Origin of the sequence: Pelotalea chapellei, from assembly GCF_018531195.1 — a bacterium.
GTDB lineage: Bacteria > Desulfobacterota > Desulfuromonadia > Geobacterales > Pseudopelobacteraceae > Pelotalea > Pelotalea chapellei.
The window spans coordinates 36,406-54,159 of the sequence record NZ_JAHDYS010000005.1; the positions used below are offsets into that span (position 1 = coordinate 36,406).

At 44.4% G+C, this 17,754-nt stretch carries 17 protein-coding genes; all 17 read left to right on the plus strand.

What is annotated here, in order from left to right:
• Nucleotides 1-15 precede the first annotated feature (15 nt).
• Nucleotides 16-1,155 (plus strand): 6-bladed beta-propeller, encoded by a 1,140-nt coding sequence (locus KJB30_RS06525; RefSeq protein WP_214297175.1) that lies wholly within the window; start codon nt 16-18, stop codon nt 1,153-1,155.
• Entirely contained in the window at nt 1,152-2,069 is a 918-nt protein-coding gene (locus KJB30_RS06530; RefSeq protein ID WP_214297177.1) for a hypothetical protein, read from the plus strand. Before KJB30_RS06525 ends, KJB30_RS06530 begins: the two co-directional genes overlap by 4 nt.
• Nucleotides 2,051-3,157, plus strand: coding sequence for a cytochrome c3 family protein (locus KJB30_RS06535; protein WP_246545551.1), 1,107 nt, complete (start codon nt 2,051-2,053; stop codon nt 3,155-3,157). The genes KJB30_RS06530 and KJB30_RS06535 overlap by 19 nt, the downstream gene beginning before the upstream one ends.
• Nucleotides 3,158-3,382: 225 nt before the next feature.
• The gene (locus tag KJB30_RS06540) at nt 3,383-4,591 is read left to right on the plus strand and encodes a type II secretion system F family protein (RefSeq protein ID WP_214297179.1); all 1,209 of its coding nucleotides are present in this window, start codon (nt 3,383-3,385) and stop codon (nt 4,589-4,591) included.
• 38 nt (nt 4,592-4,629) lie between these two features.
• Nucleotides 4,630-6,348, plus strand: a complete 1,719-nt coding sequence (locus KJB30_RS06545) for a GspE/PulE family protein (RefSeq protein ID WP_214297181.1) — start codon at nt 4,630-4,632, stop codon at nt 6,346-6,348.
• A gap of 18 nt (nt 6,349-6,366) precedes the next feature.
• The gene (pilM, locus tag KJB30_RS06550) at nt 6,367-7,293 is read left to right on the plus strand and encodes a type IV pilus biogenesis protein PilM (RefSeq protein ID WP_214297183.1); all 927 of its coding nucleotides are present in this window, start codon (nt 6,367-6,369) and stop codon (nt 7,291-7,293) included.
• Nucleotides 7,293-7,832, plus strand: a complete 540-nt coding sequence (locus tag KJB30_RS06555) for a PilN domain-containing protein (protein WP_214297185.1) — start codon at nt 7,293-7,295, stop codon at nt 7,830-7,832. Before pilM ends, KJB30_RS06555 begins: the two co-directional genes overlap by 1 nt.
• Nucleotides 7,829-8,374, plus strand: a complete 546-nt coding sequence (locus KJB30_RS06560) for a type 4a pilus biogenesis protein PilO (protein ID WP_214297191.1) — start codon at nt 7,829-7,831, stop codon at nt 8,372-8,374. Before KJB30_RS06555 ends, KJB30_RS06560 begins: the two co-directional genes overlap by 4 nt.
• Entirely contained in the window at nt 8,371-9,006 is a 636-nt protein-coding gene (locus tag KJB30_RS06565) for a type II secretion system protein PulP (protein ID WP_214297193.1), read from the plus strand. The genes KJB30_RS06560 and KJB30_RS06565 overlap by 4 nt, the downstream gene beginning before the upstream one ends.
• 42 nt (nt 9,007-9,048) lie before the next feature.
• Nucleotides 9,049-11,544, plus strand: a complete 2,496-nt coding sequence (locus tag KJB30_RS06570; protein WP_214297195.1) for a secretin GspD/PilQ domain-containing protein — start codon at nt 9,049-9,051, stop codon at nt 11,542-11,544.
• An 8-nt stretch (nt 11,545-11,552) separates the two neighbouring features.
• Nucleotides 11,553-12,047 (plus strand): prepilin-type N-terminal cleavage/methylation domain-containing protein, encoded by a 495-nt coding sequence (locus KJB30_RS06575; protein ID WP_214297197.1) that lies wholly within the window; start codon nt 11,553-11,555, stop codon nt 12,045-12,047.
• 14 nt (nt 12,048-12,061) lie between these two features.
• Entirely contained in the window at nt 12,062-12,559 is a 498-nt protein-coding gene (locus KJB30_RS06580; protein WP_281415534.1) for a type IV pilin protein, read from the plus strand.
• Between the two features lie 4 nt (nt 12,560-12,563).
• On the plus strand, nt 12,564-13,250 hold the full coding sequence (ftsE, locus tag KJB30_RS06585) for a cell division ATP-binding protein FtsE (protein ID WP_214297198.1): 687 nt from the start codon (nt 12,564-12,566) through the stop codon (nt 13,248-13,250).
• Complete coding sequence (gene ftsX / locus KJB30_RS06590) at nt 13,210-14,175, plus strand: permease-like cell division protein FtsX (RefSeq protein ID WP_214297200.1); 966 nt, start codon at nt 13,210-13,212, stop codon at nt 14,173-14,175. The genes ftsE and ftsX overlap by 41 nt, the downstream gene beginning before the upstream one ends.
• A gap of 23 nt (nt 14,176-14,198) precedes the next feature.
• A complete protein-coding gene (locus KJB30_RS06595; RefSeq protein WP_367618937.1) occupies nt 14,199-15,359 on the plus strand; it encodes a murein hydrolase activator EnvC family protein in 1,161 nt (386 codons plus the stop codon).
• A gap of 77 nt (nt 15,360-15,436) precedes the next feature.
• Nucleotides 15,437-16,801 carry a S41 family peptidase gene (locus KJB30_RS06600; RefSeq protein WP_214297202.1) on the plus strand — a complete coding sequence of 455 codons (1,365 nt, stop codon included), beginning with the start codon at nt 15,437-15,439 and terminating at the stop codon, nt 16,799-16,801.
• 38 nt (nt 16,802-16,839) lie between these two features.
• Nucleotides 16,840-17,730, plus strand: a complete 891-nt coding sequence (locus tag KJB30_RS06605; RefSeq protein WP_214297203.1) for a hypothetical protein — start codon at nt 16,840-16,842, stop codon at nt 17,728-17,730.
• Nucleotides 17,731-17,754: the final 24 nt, after the last annotated feature.

Consider the following 17,754-nt stretch of genomic DNA (forward strand, 5'->3'; position numbering starts at 1 on the left):
AACGCAATACGTTTAATGCAGGATGTGCTTGGAAATGGGGATTGGCTTTGGCTTGTTCCTATGGCATCTGGATCGCAGGAATACTCAATGCGTAGACCTTTAACACACAACTGGTTTGTATTTCGGGTTCTGTTTTTGGTTCTGGCAGCTGCTTTCATGTCAAGTTGCGCATCTTCAAAACTTGAGCGGTCCGCCTGGCAGGATAATCGAATTGAAATGATCTGGCCGCAAGCACCGGAAACTCCGCGTATCAAATTGGTACGTATTATCCAAGGTCCTGATGACGTAGTTACAGAGAAAGGTGCTGTGGGCAGATTTTTTGATTTGATGCTGGGTGATAAAAACGAATATCTCGGTTTTTTTACTCCACATTGCATTGCTGCTGACGGCAATGGTCTTATATACGTTGCCGACCCTTCGCTGGGAGTAGTGCATAAATACAACCTTGCTTCCCGTGAGATCAGTTACATTGTCCAGGCTGGCACCCAACGTCTGGGTAGCCCTGTTGGTGTTGTGCTCGATCGGCAAGGGAACCTTTACATCACCGATGCACAGCGCGCTGCAATCTACAAATTTACGGCCGAGGGATTGTTTCAGAAAGAGTTGGATACCAAAGGGATCCTGCAACGTCCTACCGGCATTGCGATTAATTCTCGAGGAGAAAAGATCGTCGCAGACACTTTGGCCAACAAAGTTTTTGTATTTAGCGAGGATGACCAGCTGAAAGGTGAGCTGAACGGGCCGGATTTTAAGGAAGCTTTCAATATGCCGACGTATGTTGCTGTCGATGCTTTTGATAGTGTGTATGTCACGGATTCAATGAACTTCACGATCAGGATTTTTGATTCAGCTGGAAAATATCTCAGGAGTCAGGGTCAGATTGGTGATTCACCCGGTTCCTTTGCGCGTCCCAAGGGAATTGCTCTTGATAGCGATCGCAATCTTTATGTCCTGGATGCAATCTTTGGGAATTTTCAAATGTTTAACCAACAGGGCCAACTACTGCTTTATGTAAGTCAAGAAGGTTCTCGGCCTGGTGAGTTGATGCTTCCGAGTGGTATTTTCATCGATCGTGATGACAGAATTTATATAGCCGACACCTTCAATCACCGGATTCAGGTTTATCAGTATCTGAAAGAGAAGGCATCAAAATGAAATTTTTACCTGAAATTTTTACAGCAAATATTGCTGCATTCCTGTTTGTACTGTTGTTTGCGAGTTATTCAGGAGCGGCAGCTCCCGGTCCTAAGGTTTCTGAACTCGGTAACAGGCATAACCTGTCAGCAATTGCAAGACAGGTTGGTACAACCACACTTGTTCCAAATACCAATACCTATCGTGCCACTGGCGATATAACTTCTAATCCAGGTGGACAACAAATCTGCATTTTCTGTCATACTCCCCATAACGCCAATGTCGCTGAACAGGCACCACTCTGGAATCGTAAATTTTCATCGGTGGTTTTTCAGCGTTACACCGGGTCCGCAACCTTTAATATAAAAAATCTTGCTGCAGCAGGTTATGGAGCTGGAGCACAGCCTAATGGTTCCTCAAAATTGTGCCTGAGCTGCCATGATGGGGTGGCTTCTATGGGAGATGTACTGCGTGGGGGACCGATTGACATGAGCAAGAATGTCATTGATGGAATTGCTTCTTTTAATCCTTCTACAAATAAAATGCGATATGGCCATCATCCTGTTTCTTTCGTATATGCAACAGGTTATGCATATAATTCTTCTCCGGAATCTCAGACTGGCTCACGCATAACTGGCCTTCCTGTTGATTATGTTTTTCCCCAAAAAATCGATGGGAATATTGTTGTGAAATTAAAAGACACCACTCGAGACGGGAGGGGATGGATGCAGTGCACCACCTGTCATGATCCTCATCAGAATCAGGCAAACGAATCGGATTGTTACGGCGGTGTGTGTGATGGGACCAACACTCGTAAAAAGGTACCTTTCTGGGTTTATCATAAGGCTGGTAATACGTCCGTTCAGGATCATGACGCGGTCTGTACTGCCTGTCACAACCTAACCACGCCAGCTCCATGGCCTTCACAGAATTAGGTAAAGGGTCCCAAATTATGCATTTTCGGCATTTGTTAAAGTTTAGCTTAATCATTGTCGTTTTTATGCCTCTGGTTGTTGCAGCAGCGACTACTCCCCTGCATCTTGATCCTCAGATAATGGCTGATGGCTGTGGCTCCTGCCATGTGGGCTTTGATTTTACCAATGGCGGTGGGTCCGCTAAGTGCATCACCTGCCATGGTCCTGCCAGTGGAATTCCAAAGTCCCTGATATCAATGGGGAACCAGTTTAAAGATGTGACCCGGGATTTTGCAAAAAATTACCGTCATCCTGTCTTTGGAAAGGCTGGAAACCATAGCGCACGGGAGGTGTTGCCGGAGACCAATCCAGTAGCACCGCGACATGTTGAATGTGCAGATTGTCATAGCCCGCACTATGTATCTCGCGATAATCCTTACGCTGGATTGCGAGGCAAAAAGGTCGGCAACTTTGCATCTCCGATCACTAAAGAATATGAATTGTGTTACCTCTGTCATGCCGATAGCGCAAACTTGCCGGTTAAATCCACCAATAAACGCATTGAGTTTAATAAGGAGAATCCATCATTTCATCCGGTGGAAGCAGAAGGCAAAAACCAGGCGGTTGTTAGTCTGATGAGGCCATATCGGGAGAAAAAAACGACTGCCAATGATGTCTCGACACTCAAGTGTGCCGATTGCCATGGAAGTGATGATCCAAATTCACCGCAGGGTCCACATGGTTCTAAGTATGAGGGCTTGTTGGTGGATAACTATGCAACTGGTGATGGTATTCAAGAAAATGCCTATGCCTATGGATTATGTTATCGTTGTCATAAGCGTACAAGCATTATGGGCAACCAGAGTTTCCCATTACATTCGCGACACATTGCTGGTGAAAACAATTTTAAGGGAGGAGGAACCTCATGTCACACTTGTCATACCTCCCATGGCAGCCCTGAAAATAGATATTTAATTCGCTTCAATCGAAATGTTGTGAAGGAAAATTCTGAAGGTAAGCTAAAGTTCGTCGAAAAAGGAACCTATAGTTTCCATGGTGAGTGCTGGCTTAACTGTCACGGAGTAGATCACAATCCCAAGACATACTGATCTGTTATCCCTTATGGATCCCATATTAAACAATTTTTTCTGTGGAGAATTGAACTGCAGCCAGATAACGACTGGCTGTTGTTTTTTTGAGATTTTTTAACGTAAGGATTGTATTTACTGCCAGACAATTGAACTCCTCTGCAAAGAAAACCAATGATTGCAGGCATTTTAAAAGTGGTCTTTAGGAGTTTATATTTTGTCCTTTCCATGATATAAATTTCCGATATGCCACTTTATAATTGTAAATTAGGCTCATCAGACGGAAAAATTACCTATCGCGAATTTGAAGCAGCTGAGCCAAATGTGCTTCGGAAAAGCTTGGAAGAGCAAGGTTATTTTGTTTTTGAAGTAAAGAAAAAATCTTTCCAATTTCTCTTTGAAAAAGGTTTGAACCGACGTCGCATTGACAATCGTACATTGCTTACCTTCAACCAGGAAATGTTGGTGCTGATCAAGGCCGGCATGCCGATCATGCAGGTGCTGGATGCCATTCTTGAACGCCATGACACTGGCACCTTAACTGAAACCCTCAGGCAAGTGCGGGAAGATGTAAAAGGAGGTGCTGCACTGTCAGCAGCTCTAGAGAAACATGGTCGAGTTTTTCCTCATCTTTACATAGCCTCGATCAGGGCAGGGGAAAGAACGGGAGATCTTCCCTTGACCATACGTCGCTACATCCAGTATCTCAAACGGGTTGGAAACATAAGAAAAAAAGTTATATCTGCAATGTTCTATCCGGCAATTCTGGTAGTGGTTGCGTTTCTGGCTATCACAATGCTTCTTATTTACGTCGTGCCCACCTTCAGCCAGGTGTATACCGATGCCGGTTCCCAATTGCCGCTTCCCACTCAGATGTTGATTGATTTCACTACATTTCTAAGGCGGTTTTTCCTGCTTGGTATCTTGCTACTAATAGGAGGGATTGCCCTTTTCCGTTCTTGGTCTTCTACAGAGACCGGAAGATTTACCGTTGATAGTTTGAAGCTTCGGGTACCTTTTTTAGGTAATGTGTATACCAAATACTCTGTGGCTGGTTTCTCCCGCACTCTGGCAACCGTTCTAGGCAGCGGAATTCCTATTATAGAGTCGTTGCGCATGTCCATCGGCACACTTGATAATGTGTATATGGAGAAGCGTCTATTTGAGGTAGTGAAATTTGTCGAGGAAGGCGGACGAATATCGAGTGGCTTTGAGCGCGTAGGTATCATGCCTCCACTTGCATTACGTATGTTGGGAGTAGGTGAGGCTACCGGATCCCTTGAGGATATGCTGTCTGATATTTCTGATTATCTTGAGGATGAACTTGAAGAGCAGATGCAAATACTGACAACAGCCATTGAACCTGCTGTCATGATTGTTATGGGTGGAATAATTGGAGTCATCATAATTACGATGTATCTGCCGATTTTCAAAATAGCCGGTACGGCAGGTTGAGAACTGGTTCGGAGACGAACCTGAAGAAAAGGAACGAGATGCATAGCTACAGGCGTCGAAACATAGGTATCATTTTAATAGAGAGGGGAAATCTTTCTGCAGATCAACTTCCCATAATAGTTGAAAAACTCAACACGACACGCCAACGATTTGGTGAGATATGCGTTCAGGAAGGTCTGGTCAAAGAGGATGATCTTGCCCAGGCTCTGGCGGAACAGTTTGGTCTAGAGTATGTTGATTTAAGCAAATTCAGAATGAATGAGGAACTGCTCAACAACCTCCCTCCTGACACTATCTATCGTTTTAATTTTGTTCCTATGGCAATGACTGACACAACGCTGACCATTGCTATATCAGATCCCACGGATGTTATTAAACTTGATGAACTCGAGCTTTTGCTTGATCGCTCTTTAAAAATCTGCGTTGCGACTGAATCGGGTATAGCATCTGTCATCAAGGCAGGTGAAGGCACCAGGCGTGTATTGCGTGAAGTTTCAGAAGATTTCATGCTTCAATTGGTAAAGGAGACGGAACGGGGCGAAGAGGTTTTGTCGGTGGAAAATATTTCCGAAGACACTAGCCCGATTATTAAGCTTATTAATACCACTCTCCTTGATGCCCTCAATAGACGTGCCAGTGATATTCATATCGAGACCGGTCATGATGGTGTTGACATCAAATATCGTATCGACGGTGTTCTTTATCGGGCTAATGAACCTATCGATCTGCATTTTCAGTCACCTATCATTTCCCGACTAAAGGTAATGAGCGAGCTTGATATCTCTGAACGCCGCATTCCCCAGGACGGTCGTTTCAAAATCCGTCTTGGTTCCAAGTCGATCGATTTTCGAGTATCAATCATGCCGAGTGCTCTCGGCGAAGATGCAGTAATACGTATTCTTGACAAGGAAAGTATTGCCAGTGATCTTAAAGGTTTGTCGCTGGAAAATCTTGGTGTCAGTGAGCGAGAAATTAAAAGGCTCAGAAAAAAAATAAGAGAACCTTACGGCATGGTACTTGTCACAGGGCCGACCGGATCTGGCAAAACTACGACCCTTTATGCCGCTCTCACTGAGATTCATACCGGAGAGGATAAGATTATTACCATTGAGGATCCGGTTGAATACATGCTGCGTGGGGTTCTTCAGATACCAGTTAATGAAAAAAAAGGCCTTACCTTTGCGAAGGGGTTGCGCTCCATTTTGCGACATGATCCGGATAAGATAATGGTGGGAGAGATACGTGATCCCGAAACAGCGCAAATAGCCGTTCAATCCGCCCTGACAGGACATCTCGTATTTACTACGGTACACGCCAACAATGTTTTTGATGTCATCGGACGTTTTATACACATGGGAATCGACCCATATAATTTTGTATCTTGCCTCAATTGTGTCCTCGCTCAGCGTCTTGTCCGGAAGGTGTGTCGTATTTGTCGTCGTCCAATAACATATACCGACGAAGAATTATTAAGTGCCGGCGTAGATCCTGAGGTTACACGAGGGGCAACTTTATATGAAGCCCATGGTTGTGATCAATGCAACGGAACCGGTTATCGTGGCCGTTCCGCAATAGTTGAACTGTTAGAGCTAAATGATCAGCTTCGTGATCTTATTGTTGGGAAAGTTCCTGCTACACAGCTCAAACAGGCAGCACGCGAATCAGGTGTGGTATTTTTGAGAGATTCCGCTGTCGAAAAATTAGTAGCGGGAGATACGACGCTTAAAGAAATCAATCGGGTTACGTTTGTAGAATGACGGTGTACTGGGACATATATGTTTTTTAGCAAAAATATACTGGGAATGGAAATCAGCCCTACCAGCGTGACGTGTGCTCTTTTGGGCGGAAAACAAGCCTTGCCCCGCCTGGAAAGGATTTCGTCCCGTCCACTTAACTCTGGTATCCTGCGTGTATCTTTGCGCGATCCGAATATTATTGAGCCGAATTCATTTGCCGAAAAGGTGCGTGAAGCTCATGCACTGCTTTTGGACCAGACAAATCAAGTTTCAGTAACACTACCAGATGCAGTTGGCAGAATTTTAATGCTGGATGTTGAAGGTCGTTTTAAAAATAAAAGCGAAGCGCTAGATATAATTCGCTGGAAATTAAAAAAAAACATGCCTTTCGATGTCGCTGATACTCATCTCGATTATCAAATATTGCGCATGCGCGAAAACGGAGATATGTCGCTTCTTGTGGCACTTGTGTCACGTCCAGTCATTGAACAATACGAAGAAAGTTTTATTTCCGCCGGACTTATTCCTGTTGGTATCGATCTAAACACTTTTAGCCTTTGTCGTGCGTTTCAAAAACATCTTGAATTATTTGAAGATGTCATTCTGATCAGTTTTTATGGAAGTACTCTCGGTGTTGTCGTAATTTATGAGGGAAGTCCTGAGTTTATTCGAGTAAAAGATCTTTCCAGCGCATCTGCCATTGATAGTCGTGTTTTTATGGAGATCAATAGCTCACTTCTGGTATGGCAGGAGCGCTTTCCTGAACGAACAGTACAAAAGGTGGTATGCATTGCTGCCCCGGATGTGGCAACTAATTTTTGTGATATGGTAGCTGAGGCAGTTAATACTGAACCGGTTATAATGGAAATCAAAAGTAGTATAAAACCTTCCGATAATGTTCCGGCCGACCAAGTGAGTCTTTTCCCTTTTTCCGCTGCTATTGGTGCTGCTATGAGGAGCCTTTGATGCGGTTTACCATTAACCTCGCCACCAGGACGTATCTTGATCATCGCAAGGTCAACCTGGTCATAGGCGTAGTTATTTCATTGCTCCTTGTCCTGTTGGTATGGAATATTATTAAGTTCTCCTGGAATTTCGGTGAATTGCGTCGGCTTACTGCCGACATCGTCTCCATTGAAGGGCGTCTTAACAGTCGTCCGGCAGGTGTCTCTGAGGCAGAATACAATAGGATTTTAGCTAGTATTAAATTTTTCAATGCTGTTATTGAAAAAAAATCTATTAATTGGGTTGGTTTGCTGAATCAGTTGGAAATTGCCACACCTGAAGGAGTGAGTCTCTCCTCACTTGCACCGGAAGGACCAAATGGTGAGATGAAAATAGAAGGGCGTGCGAAGTCTTTTATGCAGGTTCGGACTTATCTTGAAAAGTTGGAAGATTCAAAATTTTTTACGCAGGTTTTGCTGTTGTCTCATCGAGATATTACGGTTGGTGAGAGAACCCGCGGTGTTACTTTTTCAATTTCATGCCGGCCGGTGATTAGATGATTCAGACTTTGCTTGAAATATTTAGGCTAAAGAAGCGTCTGCTACTGATCACAACCTTACTATTACTGATCACTTTGATACTTTCGACATATGTCTGGAACTATCAGACATCAGCAATTGCAGACGCTCAGATTACATGGAGTGAGCTGCGGCAGAAGATGGCCTTGGTTGGCAAACAAGATGTGAGTCTCTCTTATCGACAAGGCAAAGACGCTCTAGATTCACTTGAAGCGCGAATCCCCCTCAAACGAGAATTTCCACGCGTATTGGGAGATATTCTTGAGGCCGCTGCTGCCAGTGGGGTGATAACTGGAAATATTTCGTACAAGCCGCAGGTGATCAAGAATGAAAAACTGCTGGCATATAGTGTGAGCATGAATGTAGGGGGAGGCTACGCTTCAATAAAAAGTTTCTTGGCAGATGTTTTAAAAAGCCGCGAATTTATAGTGGTTGATGGCTTTACTTTAAACAATACCGATCTTTATGAGGAATATGTCTCCATGGATCTTCGCTTGACAGTGTATCTGCGGGAGAATCCATGAACCGTCAGCGACTACTTCTTTTTATTTTACTTATTCTGTTTGTTCTTGCCATAGCATGGGCGTTATTTAATCGCCCACAACAAAAGACTGTCAATACCTTGAAAAATGCGCCCGGACAGCAGCCAGGAAACACTAAACCAAAATTAACAGCACAAACTGGTATTGCTCCTCGTTATGACGGTAAAAAACTGAGACTGGACCTGTTGGAGCATGACCAACAAACTTTTGCCGGGTATCATCGCAACCTATTCAAACCTATTTTTGTTGATGAAGTTAAACTTATGCAGAGGAAAGCTGCTGCTGTTAAACCGGTGCTACCTCCTCCACAGGCCCCAAAGCCACCCGTTCAGCCTCCACCTCCTCCTGTTTCAGTTGGTCCTTTGCCGGATACTCCGCAACGAGAGCTGGGCCGTTTTACATTTCTTGGTTTTTTGAAAAAAGATAACCAAAAAACCGTTTTTCTAGCAAAAGACAAGGACATCATACTTGTTAAAAAAGGGGAGTCTTTTGCGGGCCGTTATCAGGCATTATCTGTTACCGATCAGGCTTTGACGATTCTTGTTAAAGACACCGGAGAAGAAATTGTTATCCCTTTGCTTGAGAATCGACCACTTAACATGGCAGTACGATAATATTACATTGAATTGGATTACTTTTCAGAGGAGACGCTGTAGATGCGCTACCTGACTCTTTTACTGCTAGCTTTATTGGCTGCTTCTTTCCTGCTGTCAGGATGTTCCTCTGCGACCCGCTCTTTTAGTAGAGGAGAAAAGCTCGAATCCGAAGGGAAATTCGAGGAAGCCATGTACAGCTATGCTGATGCTTTCATGAAAGATCCTGAGGAAGGAAATTACCGGGTTCATTTTTTCAATATGAGGGAAAAGGCTGCAAAGCAGCGTGCGACCCGAGGTAATGACGCTTTAGCTAAAAATGAATATGCTGCTGCACTGGAAGAATTTCGGGCAGGTTATGCACTTGATCCCACCCAAGAACGCTTGAAGCAACAGGCGGACCTGGCAGCACGCTTAAAAGAAGGAAAACAAGCATATCTTGAAGGGATGGAATTTGAGAAAGGAAACAAATTCAAGGCAGCCCATCTCGCCTATTTACGGGCCTTGGAACTGGACCCTGAGAACAAGGAATACAAGATTGCCCTAAACAGGGTGTCTGGAATGCGCAAAAATAAACTTGAAGGACAAGAGCTTAACCTTAAGTCAACTAAGCCAATCACCTTGAAATTCAAGGACGCCAAGTTAAAGGATGTCTTTAACATTATTACCCAGCTATCTGGTATTAATTTTATCTTTGACGAGGGAATCAAAGATCAACCTGTTTCGATATACCTTGAGAACGCTACATTTCAGCAGGCAATGGACCTGTTGACTAACATGTTTAAGTTGGGACGCAAGATTGCCAACGAGAGTACTATTATCATCTATCCCAAAACGCCGGACAAGGCCAAGCAGTATGAAGATATGCAGGTGCGCACCTTCCACCTCAACTTCATGGATGCAAAAAAAGCGGTTAACCTGATACGTACCATGATCCAAGTGCGCAAGGTTTTTGTTAATGAAGATTCCAACTCCGTTGTTGTGCGTGATACCAGCGATATAGTGGATGTTGTCGAAAAAATACTTGAAGCCAACGATGTTCCTGATCCCGAGGTAGTTCTTGACGTTGAAGTTGTTGAGATAAGCGATAGAAAGGCTCAGAATGTGGGCTTGCTGCTGAGCAATTACAATGTGCAGTTGGGTGCATACACTCCGGCGGGCAATCCATTGGTCAACAGCCTTACTGCGGCCACGACAATTCCGTCGGCCGGACAAAGCGCTACCACAACTACTACTGCACAGGTTTCAAACCTGCTCCAGGCTTTCACGCTGAGAGGGTATGGAGGGTTTATTACCGTACCTAGTGCTCAATATAATCTTGGTAAAAATCTGACCAATGGTGAGGTGCTTTCGAATCCTAAAATAAGAGTTAAAAACAAGGAAAAATCTAAATTTAATGTGGGTACGCGAGTCCCGATTACTACTACTACGCTTAACGGCACCCTTTCTCAGGTAAATGTGCAGTATGTGGACGTTGGAGTCAAAGTTAATGCTGAACCGACCATACAACTCAATAATGAGATCGTCATCAAGCTAAGTCTAGAGGTCAGTTCCATTCTTAACAAGGAATCAGTAGGTGGCAGCGATAGCCCAACTACGGTTGTTACGATTGGGACGAGAAATCTTGATACCGTGCTGAGTCTAAAGGATGGCGAAACCAGTATTATTGGAGGTTTGATTCAGAATACAAAGAACGAGAGTAAGCAGAAGATTTTTCTGCTGGGAGATCTGCCTCTGATAGGTCCGCTTATCTCCAACACTGAGAGCAGTAAGGATAAAACTGAACTGTTGCTGGCAATAACTCCGCGGTTGGTGCGTGGTGTCACTGTGCCACAGCACAATCTTATGTCATTTTCCTCTGGCAAGGAGGATGATCCGTCCCTGGTCAGGCCGCTTGCTTCCTTTGAGCAGGAGCCGGAGTTTGAGACTCAACAAGGGCAGTTACCACGACCTGGCATGACTCCGCCTCGACAGATTCAGCCTCCTAAAGCTTCAGCACCTGGTCCGGTACCTGCGCCAGTTGTGCCGGTTAATCCTTTAACGCCCCCTCTTCCAGTACCTGGCGCACCTCCAACAGGCGCACCTATTGAAAATCAACCTGTTACTAATACTAATGCTGGACAGGTTGCTACGCCTGCACCACCCCAGAGAGCACTGTTGCAGATTGGTACTCCCGGTGCAGTATCTGTTGGTCAGCAGTTTACTCTTGAAATTAAAGTCGGTGATGTTACGAACCTAATTGCTGCTCCTTTTGTAATGACATATGATCCTATTTTTACTGAATTTGTTTCAGGCGCTGAAGCCGGCTTTTTGAAAAAAGATGGTAAGCCGACAGTATTTTCCAGTAAGGGCGATCCTGCCAGTGGAACAGTTACTGTCAACATGGCTCGTGCCGCCGGTAGTGGTGGTGTCTCAGGAGGTGGGAGCTTGGCGTTTCTTACTTTTCGAGCCATAAACCAGGGGCCGGCTAATTTTGGCTTTCGTAGTGTCAGTTTTTCTTCAGCCGACGGTCAGTCGATTACGGTGCTCCCATTCAGTACAGCTATTGAGCTGAAATAGCGGATATCATGCTGAAGATTCTCACGATGCGCAAAGGTGTCACTTTGGTGGAGCTTGTGGTTACTGTCACCATTTTGACTGTACTTGCTTCTGTTGTTATGCCGCTTGCCCAGATGACATCACGGCGTACCAAGGAACTTGAATTAAAGCGTAATCTGCGTATTATCCGGACAGCTTTGGATGATTTTAAAAAAAGTTATGACAAGGCAATAGACGAAAAAAAAATATTGCCATCAATGAATAAATCGGGTCTACCCGAAACCTTAAATGTATTAGTAGAAGGTTATGATTTTGGAGGTATGTATCCAGTAAAAAAGAAGTTTTTGCGGAGGATTCCGGTCGATCCCTTCAACCCGCCTCGTGGGAAGGAAGAGCCTAAATGGGGCCTGCGGTCTTATAATGACAAACCTGATTCAACCAGTTGGGGCGGCGAGGACGTATATGATGTGTACTCGCTTAACGAGGGAACAGCTATCGATGGAACCAAATACAAGGAATGGTAAGTTTGATCTCTTGCATGAATAATATAAGCAACATCATGTTGAAGCTCAGGAGTCGCAGGGGATTTACTCTCATTGAGTTGATGATCGTGACTACCATAATCGGCATTCTTGCGGCTATTGCCGTACCTAACTACCAGTGGAGTATTATCAAAGCTCGCGAAGCTGTTTTGAGAGAGAATTTATATAATTTTAGGACGACTCTTGATCAGTTTTATGCAGATCAAGGGAAATATCCTGATTCCTTGGCAGAGTTAGCTGAAAAGAAATATATGCGTGAAATTCCGAAAGATCCTTTTACCACTAAAACCGATACTTGGGTGACGGTTCCTCCTCCACCTGAAACTACTACAGCCGCCCCAGACGGTGGCGGTGGTACGAGCGGAAATACCCCGCTTATAGGAGGGGGAGCTGTTCCATCGGTTGGCGGTACTTCAGGTCCCGGAAATGTCTACGACGTCCATAGCGGGTCCAACTTGATCGGGACAAATGGTACTCCCTACAACGAATGGTGAATGAATGATTCAACTTCATAACGTGTCTTTAGCTTACCAGAACGATGCAAGCGCGCTTAATGGTATAACCCTTCACATAGAAAAAGGCGAATTTGTATTCATGACAGGTCCCTCGGGTGCCGGCAAGACTACTCTTTTAAGGCTTCTATACGGCGCTCTGACTCCTACTCGGGGACAAGTGCTTATTGATGGTCAGAATGTTTCACGTCTTACTTCTTCGCAGATACCATACTTACGCCGGTCAATTGGTGTTGTTTTTCAAGATTTCAAGCTTCTACCAAGCAGAACTGTCTTTGAAAATGTGGCTATAACGCTCGAAGTTTTAGGTTGGGGGCGAGCGGATATCGGGAAAAAGGTTATGCATATTCTCAGGCAGATGGGGCTGGAATCCAAAATTCATCTAACTCCTCAGCGCCTGTCGGGAGGCGAACAGCAACGTGTTGCACTTGCACGCGCCCTCGTAAATGACCCCAAAATTCTCCTGGCTGACGAACCAACTGGTAATCTGGATGACGTCAACAAAAATCAGATTCTAAATATATTTAAAGAAGCTAACATACGGGGAACTACTGTTGTTGTGGCCACCCATGACCGGCGTCTTATCGAAAACAGTCACAAACGGCTCGTGATCCTCAACAAGGGAGATATCGTTGAACAGTTGGAAAAAGAAGAAAGTCTCAAATCAGTCTAATAAACGGCCGGTGCTGGCTGGCCAGGTTTTTGGTGGTCGCTTTGGCTATTTTATAAACCGTGCGTTAATCAATATCCGTCAGAACGTCTTTGTTAATGTCGTTACAATCGGGACCATTACTCTGGCACTTCTTATAGTGTCTCTCTTTCTGCTGGTTTTTGTTAACCTTGAAAATGCTGCAGACAACTGGAGTGAGCGGGTTCAGGTGACGGCTTATTTTGATCGGGAACTGTCCGGGCAGGAACAAGCTTCTCTGCGAAACAAAGTTATGGCTCTTCCGGGAACTGCACAAGTACGTTACGTCAACAGAGATGAAGCACTCAAGCGTTTTAAAAACAGGCTGAAGGGGCAGGAAACCTTGCTTGAGGGGGTTCTTCCCGAAGTTTTGCCCACATCCTTTGAAATCTCGTTAAAAAAATCTCACCGAGATTCTCGGGGGGTAGAAGGCTTTGTGGCTAGCCTGAGGCAACTCGCCGGCATCAGCGAAATCCAATATGGTGAAGAATGGGTCAGACGCTTTAATACCTTTTTGAATTTTGTTCGCATGTTGGGCTTATTACTGGGTAGTTTCCTTATAATAGCTGTCATATTCATTGTTTCAAATACAATCAAGCTTACCATCTATGCCCGCCGGGATGAGCTGGAGATAATGTCGCTTGTGGGAGCTAGTCGATTATTTATTAAAATACCCTTTCTTATAGAAGGAACTATCCAGGGTGCCGCAGGTTCTCTGCTGTCTCTAATGCTTTTGTTTGGATTGTTTGAAGCCTTTCTGCAAAATGCCAGCAGTTTTATGAGCTTTAATTCTGCTACGGCAAACCTCTCTTTTCTCCCACTAGAGTATATTGGAATAATCGTATTGGCTGGTATTTCGCTTGGTTTCATCGGCAGCTTGACCTCGCTGAAACGATTCATAACTACCTGATGATTTGTAGTTTGTTATGCATAGTGCTTGTTCTGGCATGGACGCCTGCAATTTGGGCGGATAACGCCAAGGACCAGCTTAAAGGGGTCAAACAGGAAATTAAGGTTAAAAAACAGTTGATTACCAAAACTCGTAAAGTCGAAGCGGTGGTCTCCACCGAGCTGCTGGAGATCAACAAGAATCTTGAAAAAAAGAAAAATGATCTTGGTATCATGAATCGAGACTTGCTCAATGTTGAGTCCAGCCTCGAGCGAACAGGCAGTGACATACGCCGCACGACCGAAGAAGCAAATCGCAAGAAACAGCAGATTGGACGTAGACTCATTTCTTTGTACAAGGCAGGAGAATTTGGCGTTCTTAGAATGTTTTTCTCATCAGAATCTTTTCCTGGCATGGCAGAAAATATACGTTACATGCGTTCAATCCTTGAGAACGATAAAAAACTATTCACGGATTATAATTTAAAAATTGATGAATTGCGGCAGCTCAAAACAAATTTGGAACTGGATGCTGTCAAAAAAGAACGCATCAAACAGGGCATTTCAGTCAAAAAGAGGGAGATTGAAGAAGAAAAAAATAAGAAAGCAGCTTATCTTGTGAAGGTACGCCAGGATCGTGCGGGATACGAAAAATCGCTCAAGGAGTTACAGGCAAATGCGTCGAGGCTTCAATCAATGCTTGAGCGACTTGAAGCTCTCAGCCGTCGCAGGCTTTCTCCCCGTCACGAGAAACCAAGTACTAAAACGAAATCACTCCCCGAATTACCAATGGTTCCTGATAGAGGGTTTGCATCCCAGAAGGGACGCATGTCCCTGCCAGTTAGGGGCCAAGTAATTGAAAGTTTTGGGAAGCATAAGCATCCTGAATTTGATTCCTACACATTCAGTAAAGGGCTATCTATTTCAGCTGCAAATGGTTCAGAAATAAAAGCCATATACGAAGGTAACGTCATCTATGCCGATTACTTTAAAGGATATGGAAACATGATCATAGTTGACCATGGAGGCGGCTACTTCAGTCTCTATGCTCATGCATCCAAAATTTTAAAAAAGACTGGTTCTGAGGTAGCTAAAAATGAAGCGGTTGCCACTGTGGGCGATTCAGATTCAGCCAAAGGACCACTTCTCTATTTCGAGATCAGGCATCAAGGCAGGCCTGTTGACCCTGCTGGATGGGTCAGGTGACTGAGACAATAAAATCAGTGGAGATATCACTTCAGCTGACATACTATTAGCAATATAAATTATCCGGAGGATGCAAGATGTTTACAAAAGGAAGCAGAACGAAACGAGTGATTGCCGGTTTTGCAGTTATTGTGGCAACTCTTGTAATTTTCATCGGTATAAGCAGCCAGAAACGCTGTGCTGCCGAAGGAAAAGGAAGTGATTACGAATCCATAGAACTCTTTACAGATGTTATGGCAATCATAAAAAAGAGCTATGTGGAAGAAGTTGATACAAAGAAGCTAGTATATGGCGCAATTAATGGCATGCTGGTGTCGCTTGACCCCCACAGTTCCTTCATGCCTCCTGATACATATAAGGAGATGAAGATTGATACAAAAGGAACCTTTGGTGGACTTGGGATTGAAATCACCATCAAAGATGGAATTTTAACGGTTATCTCGCCCATCGAAGATACTCCTGCATTTAAGGCAGGCCTAAAAGCAGGTGACCAGATACTTAAAATTGACGAAAAATTTACCAAAGATTTGAATATTAACGACGCTGTCAAGCGTATGCGAGGTCAGAAAGGCACACGTGTAGTTTTGACGATTATGCGAGAAGGATTCGAAAAGCCTAAAGAGTTCTCTTTGTTACGCGACGTTATATTGATCAAAAGTGTCCGGTCACGGATGCTGGATAACGGTTATGGCTATGTTCGCATTGCGCAATTTCAGGAGAAGACTGATGAAGATTTGAGCAAAGCTCTCAAATCTCTCCAAGAAGAACATAAGGGACCTCTATCAGGTTTGGTGCTCGACCTGCGTAATGATCCGGGTGGTCTGCTGGATCAAGCTGTCAAGGTATCGGATCATTTTATCGAGGAAGGGCTGATTGTCTATACCGAAGGTCGCGAGAAGGATTCAAAAATGCAGTTCTCTGCCAAAAAGGGTGGCAAAGAACCCAATTATCCTATCGTTGTTTTAATTAACAGCGGTAGTGCCAGTGCTTCTGAAATTGTAGCCGGTGCACTCCAGGACCATAAGCGCGCTGTTGTTATGGGAACACAAAGTTTTGGGAAAGGCTCTGTTCAGACCATAATTCCGCTGTCTGATGACTCAGGTTTGCGCCTTACCACTGCCCGCTATTTTACTCCCAATGGACGCTCGATCCAGGCTAAAGGGATTGTGCCAGATATTATCGTGGAGAGGCTTGAGCTGCCCAAGGAGAGCGAAAAGCGTGAAGTCATGCATCTGCGAGAAAAGGATCTTGAAAACCATTTTGAAGTAACAGACAAGGACGCTCCCAAAGATAAAAAGAAAGAAGAAAAGAAAGAGGAAACAAAAGATAAGATTGTTTCCACAAGAGTTGAGGACAACCTGAAAAATGACTATCAGGTTATGCGAGCCCTTGATCTTCTTAAAGGTTTGGAGATTCTCAAAAAGATGGGTAGCGGCAAATAGATCGCAGGTCGTTCAAAACTCCTGCGGCAGGTTCTTTAATGCTAAAAATTTTCAATCATTATGTTCTGATTTGTATGCTGGCTGTTGCCGTAGGTGTGGCACTTGGCGCCCCTATGGCAACAGCGATGGATTACGCAAATGCAGACGGTACCCCTGTTGATACTGCGATAGCACCTACTGCTCCACAAGGAAGTTTCGATACCTCTTCTGAAACTGAGCCTCCTGAAGAGGCACTCTCCCGAATTCCGGAAAATCTTCCTGTCGCTGAACAATCACAGGAGCCCACCTGGCCCGCTTATGAAGTACCTATTGAAGCTGAATCATCTGTCACACCGGCATCAAGCATGGGAGGCAATATTTCCAAAACGGCTGCTACGCAGACAGCTATACCAGGTAGCCATCCAAAAGTGACAGAAGGAGTTTTGCACCACTTTCGAAACTTCTCCGGCGAGCGCTCTGTAAAAAATCTGGTTGATCTTTTTAAAATAAATCAGGCGGGAATAGTTCAAAATCCTGCTATTGCCGTGTCAGATGGTATCACTCCTTTTGTTGTTCGGCTGGATTCGGCTCTTCTCGGTGCTACTCCCACATTTTCTTTTAGAGGTGCTCATCTAGAAACTTTGCGTCAACTTTCCGATGGTTCCTGGGAACTGCAGGCCATACCTCAAAAGGACAAATATCTTGTATATCTGTCGCTTAACTCCGGCACAGAAATGTTTGATATTCCGCTGACTGTGATTCCGCCAAACATTAAGACCGAAGGCGCAGTATCCTTTTCCGAAAGCCATGTGGCAGCTTTACTCGCCGCAACGGAAGGAAAAGAAGGCAAGCTCGTATTTGATATGAATCATGACGGCAAACAGGATTATCTTGATGATTATATCTTGATTGGCCACTATCTTCTTAATCTAGCTATCCCTTCTCGTTAAAATGAAAGTGATATTCTTTCCAGT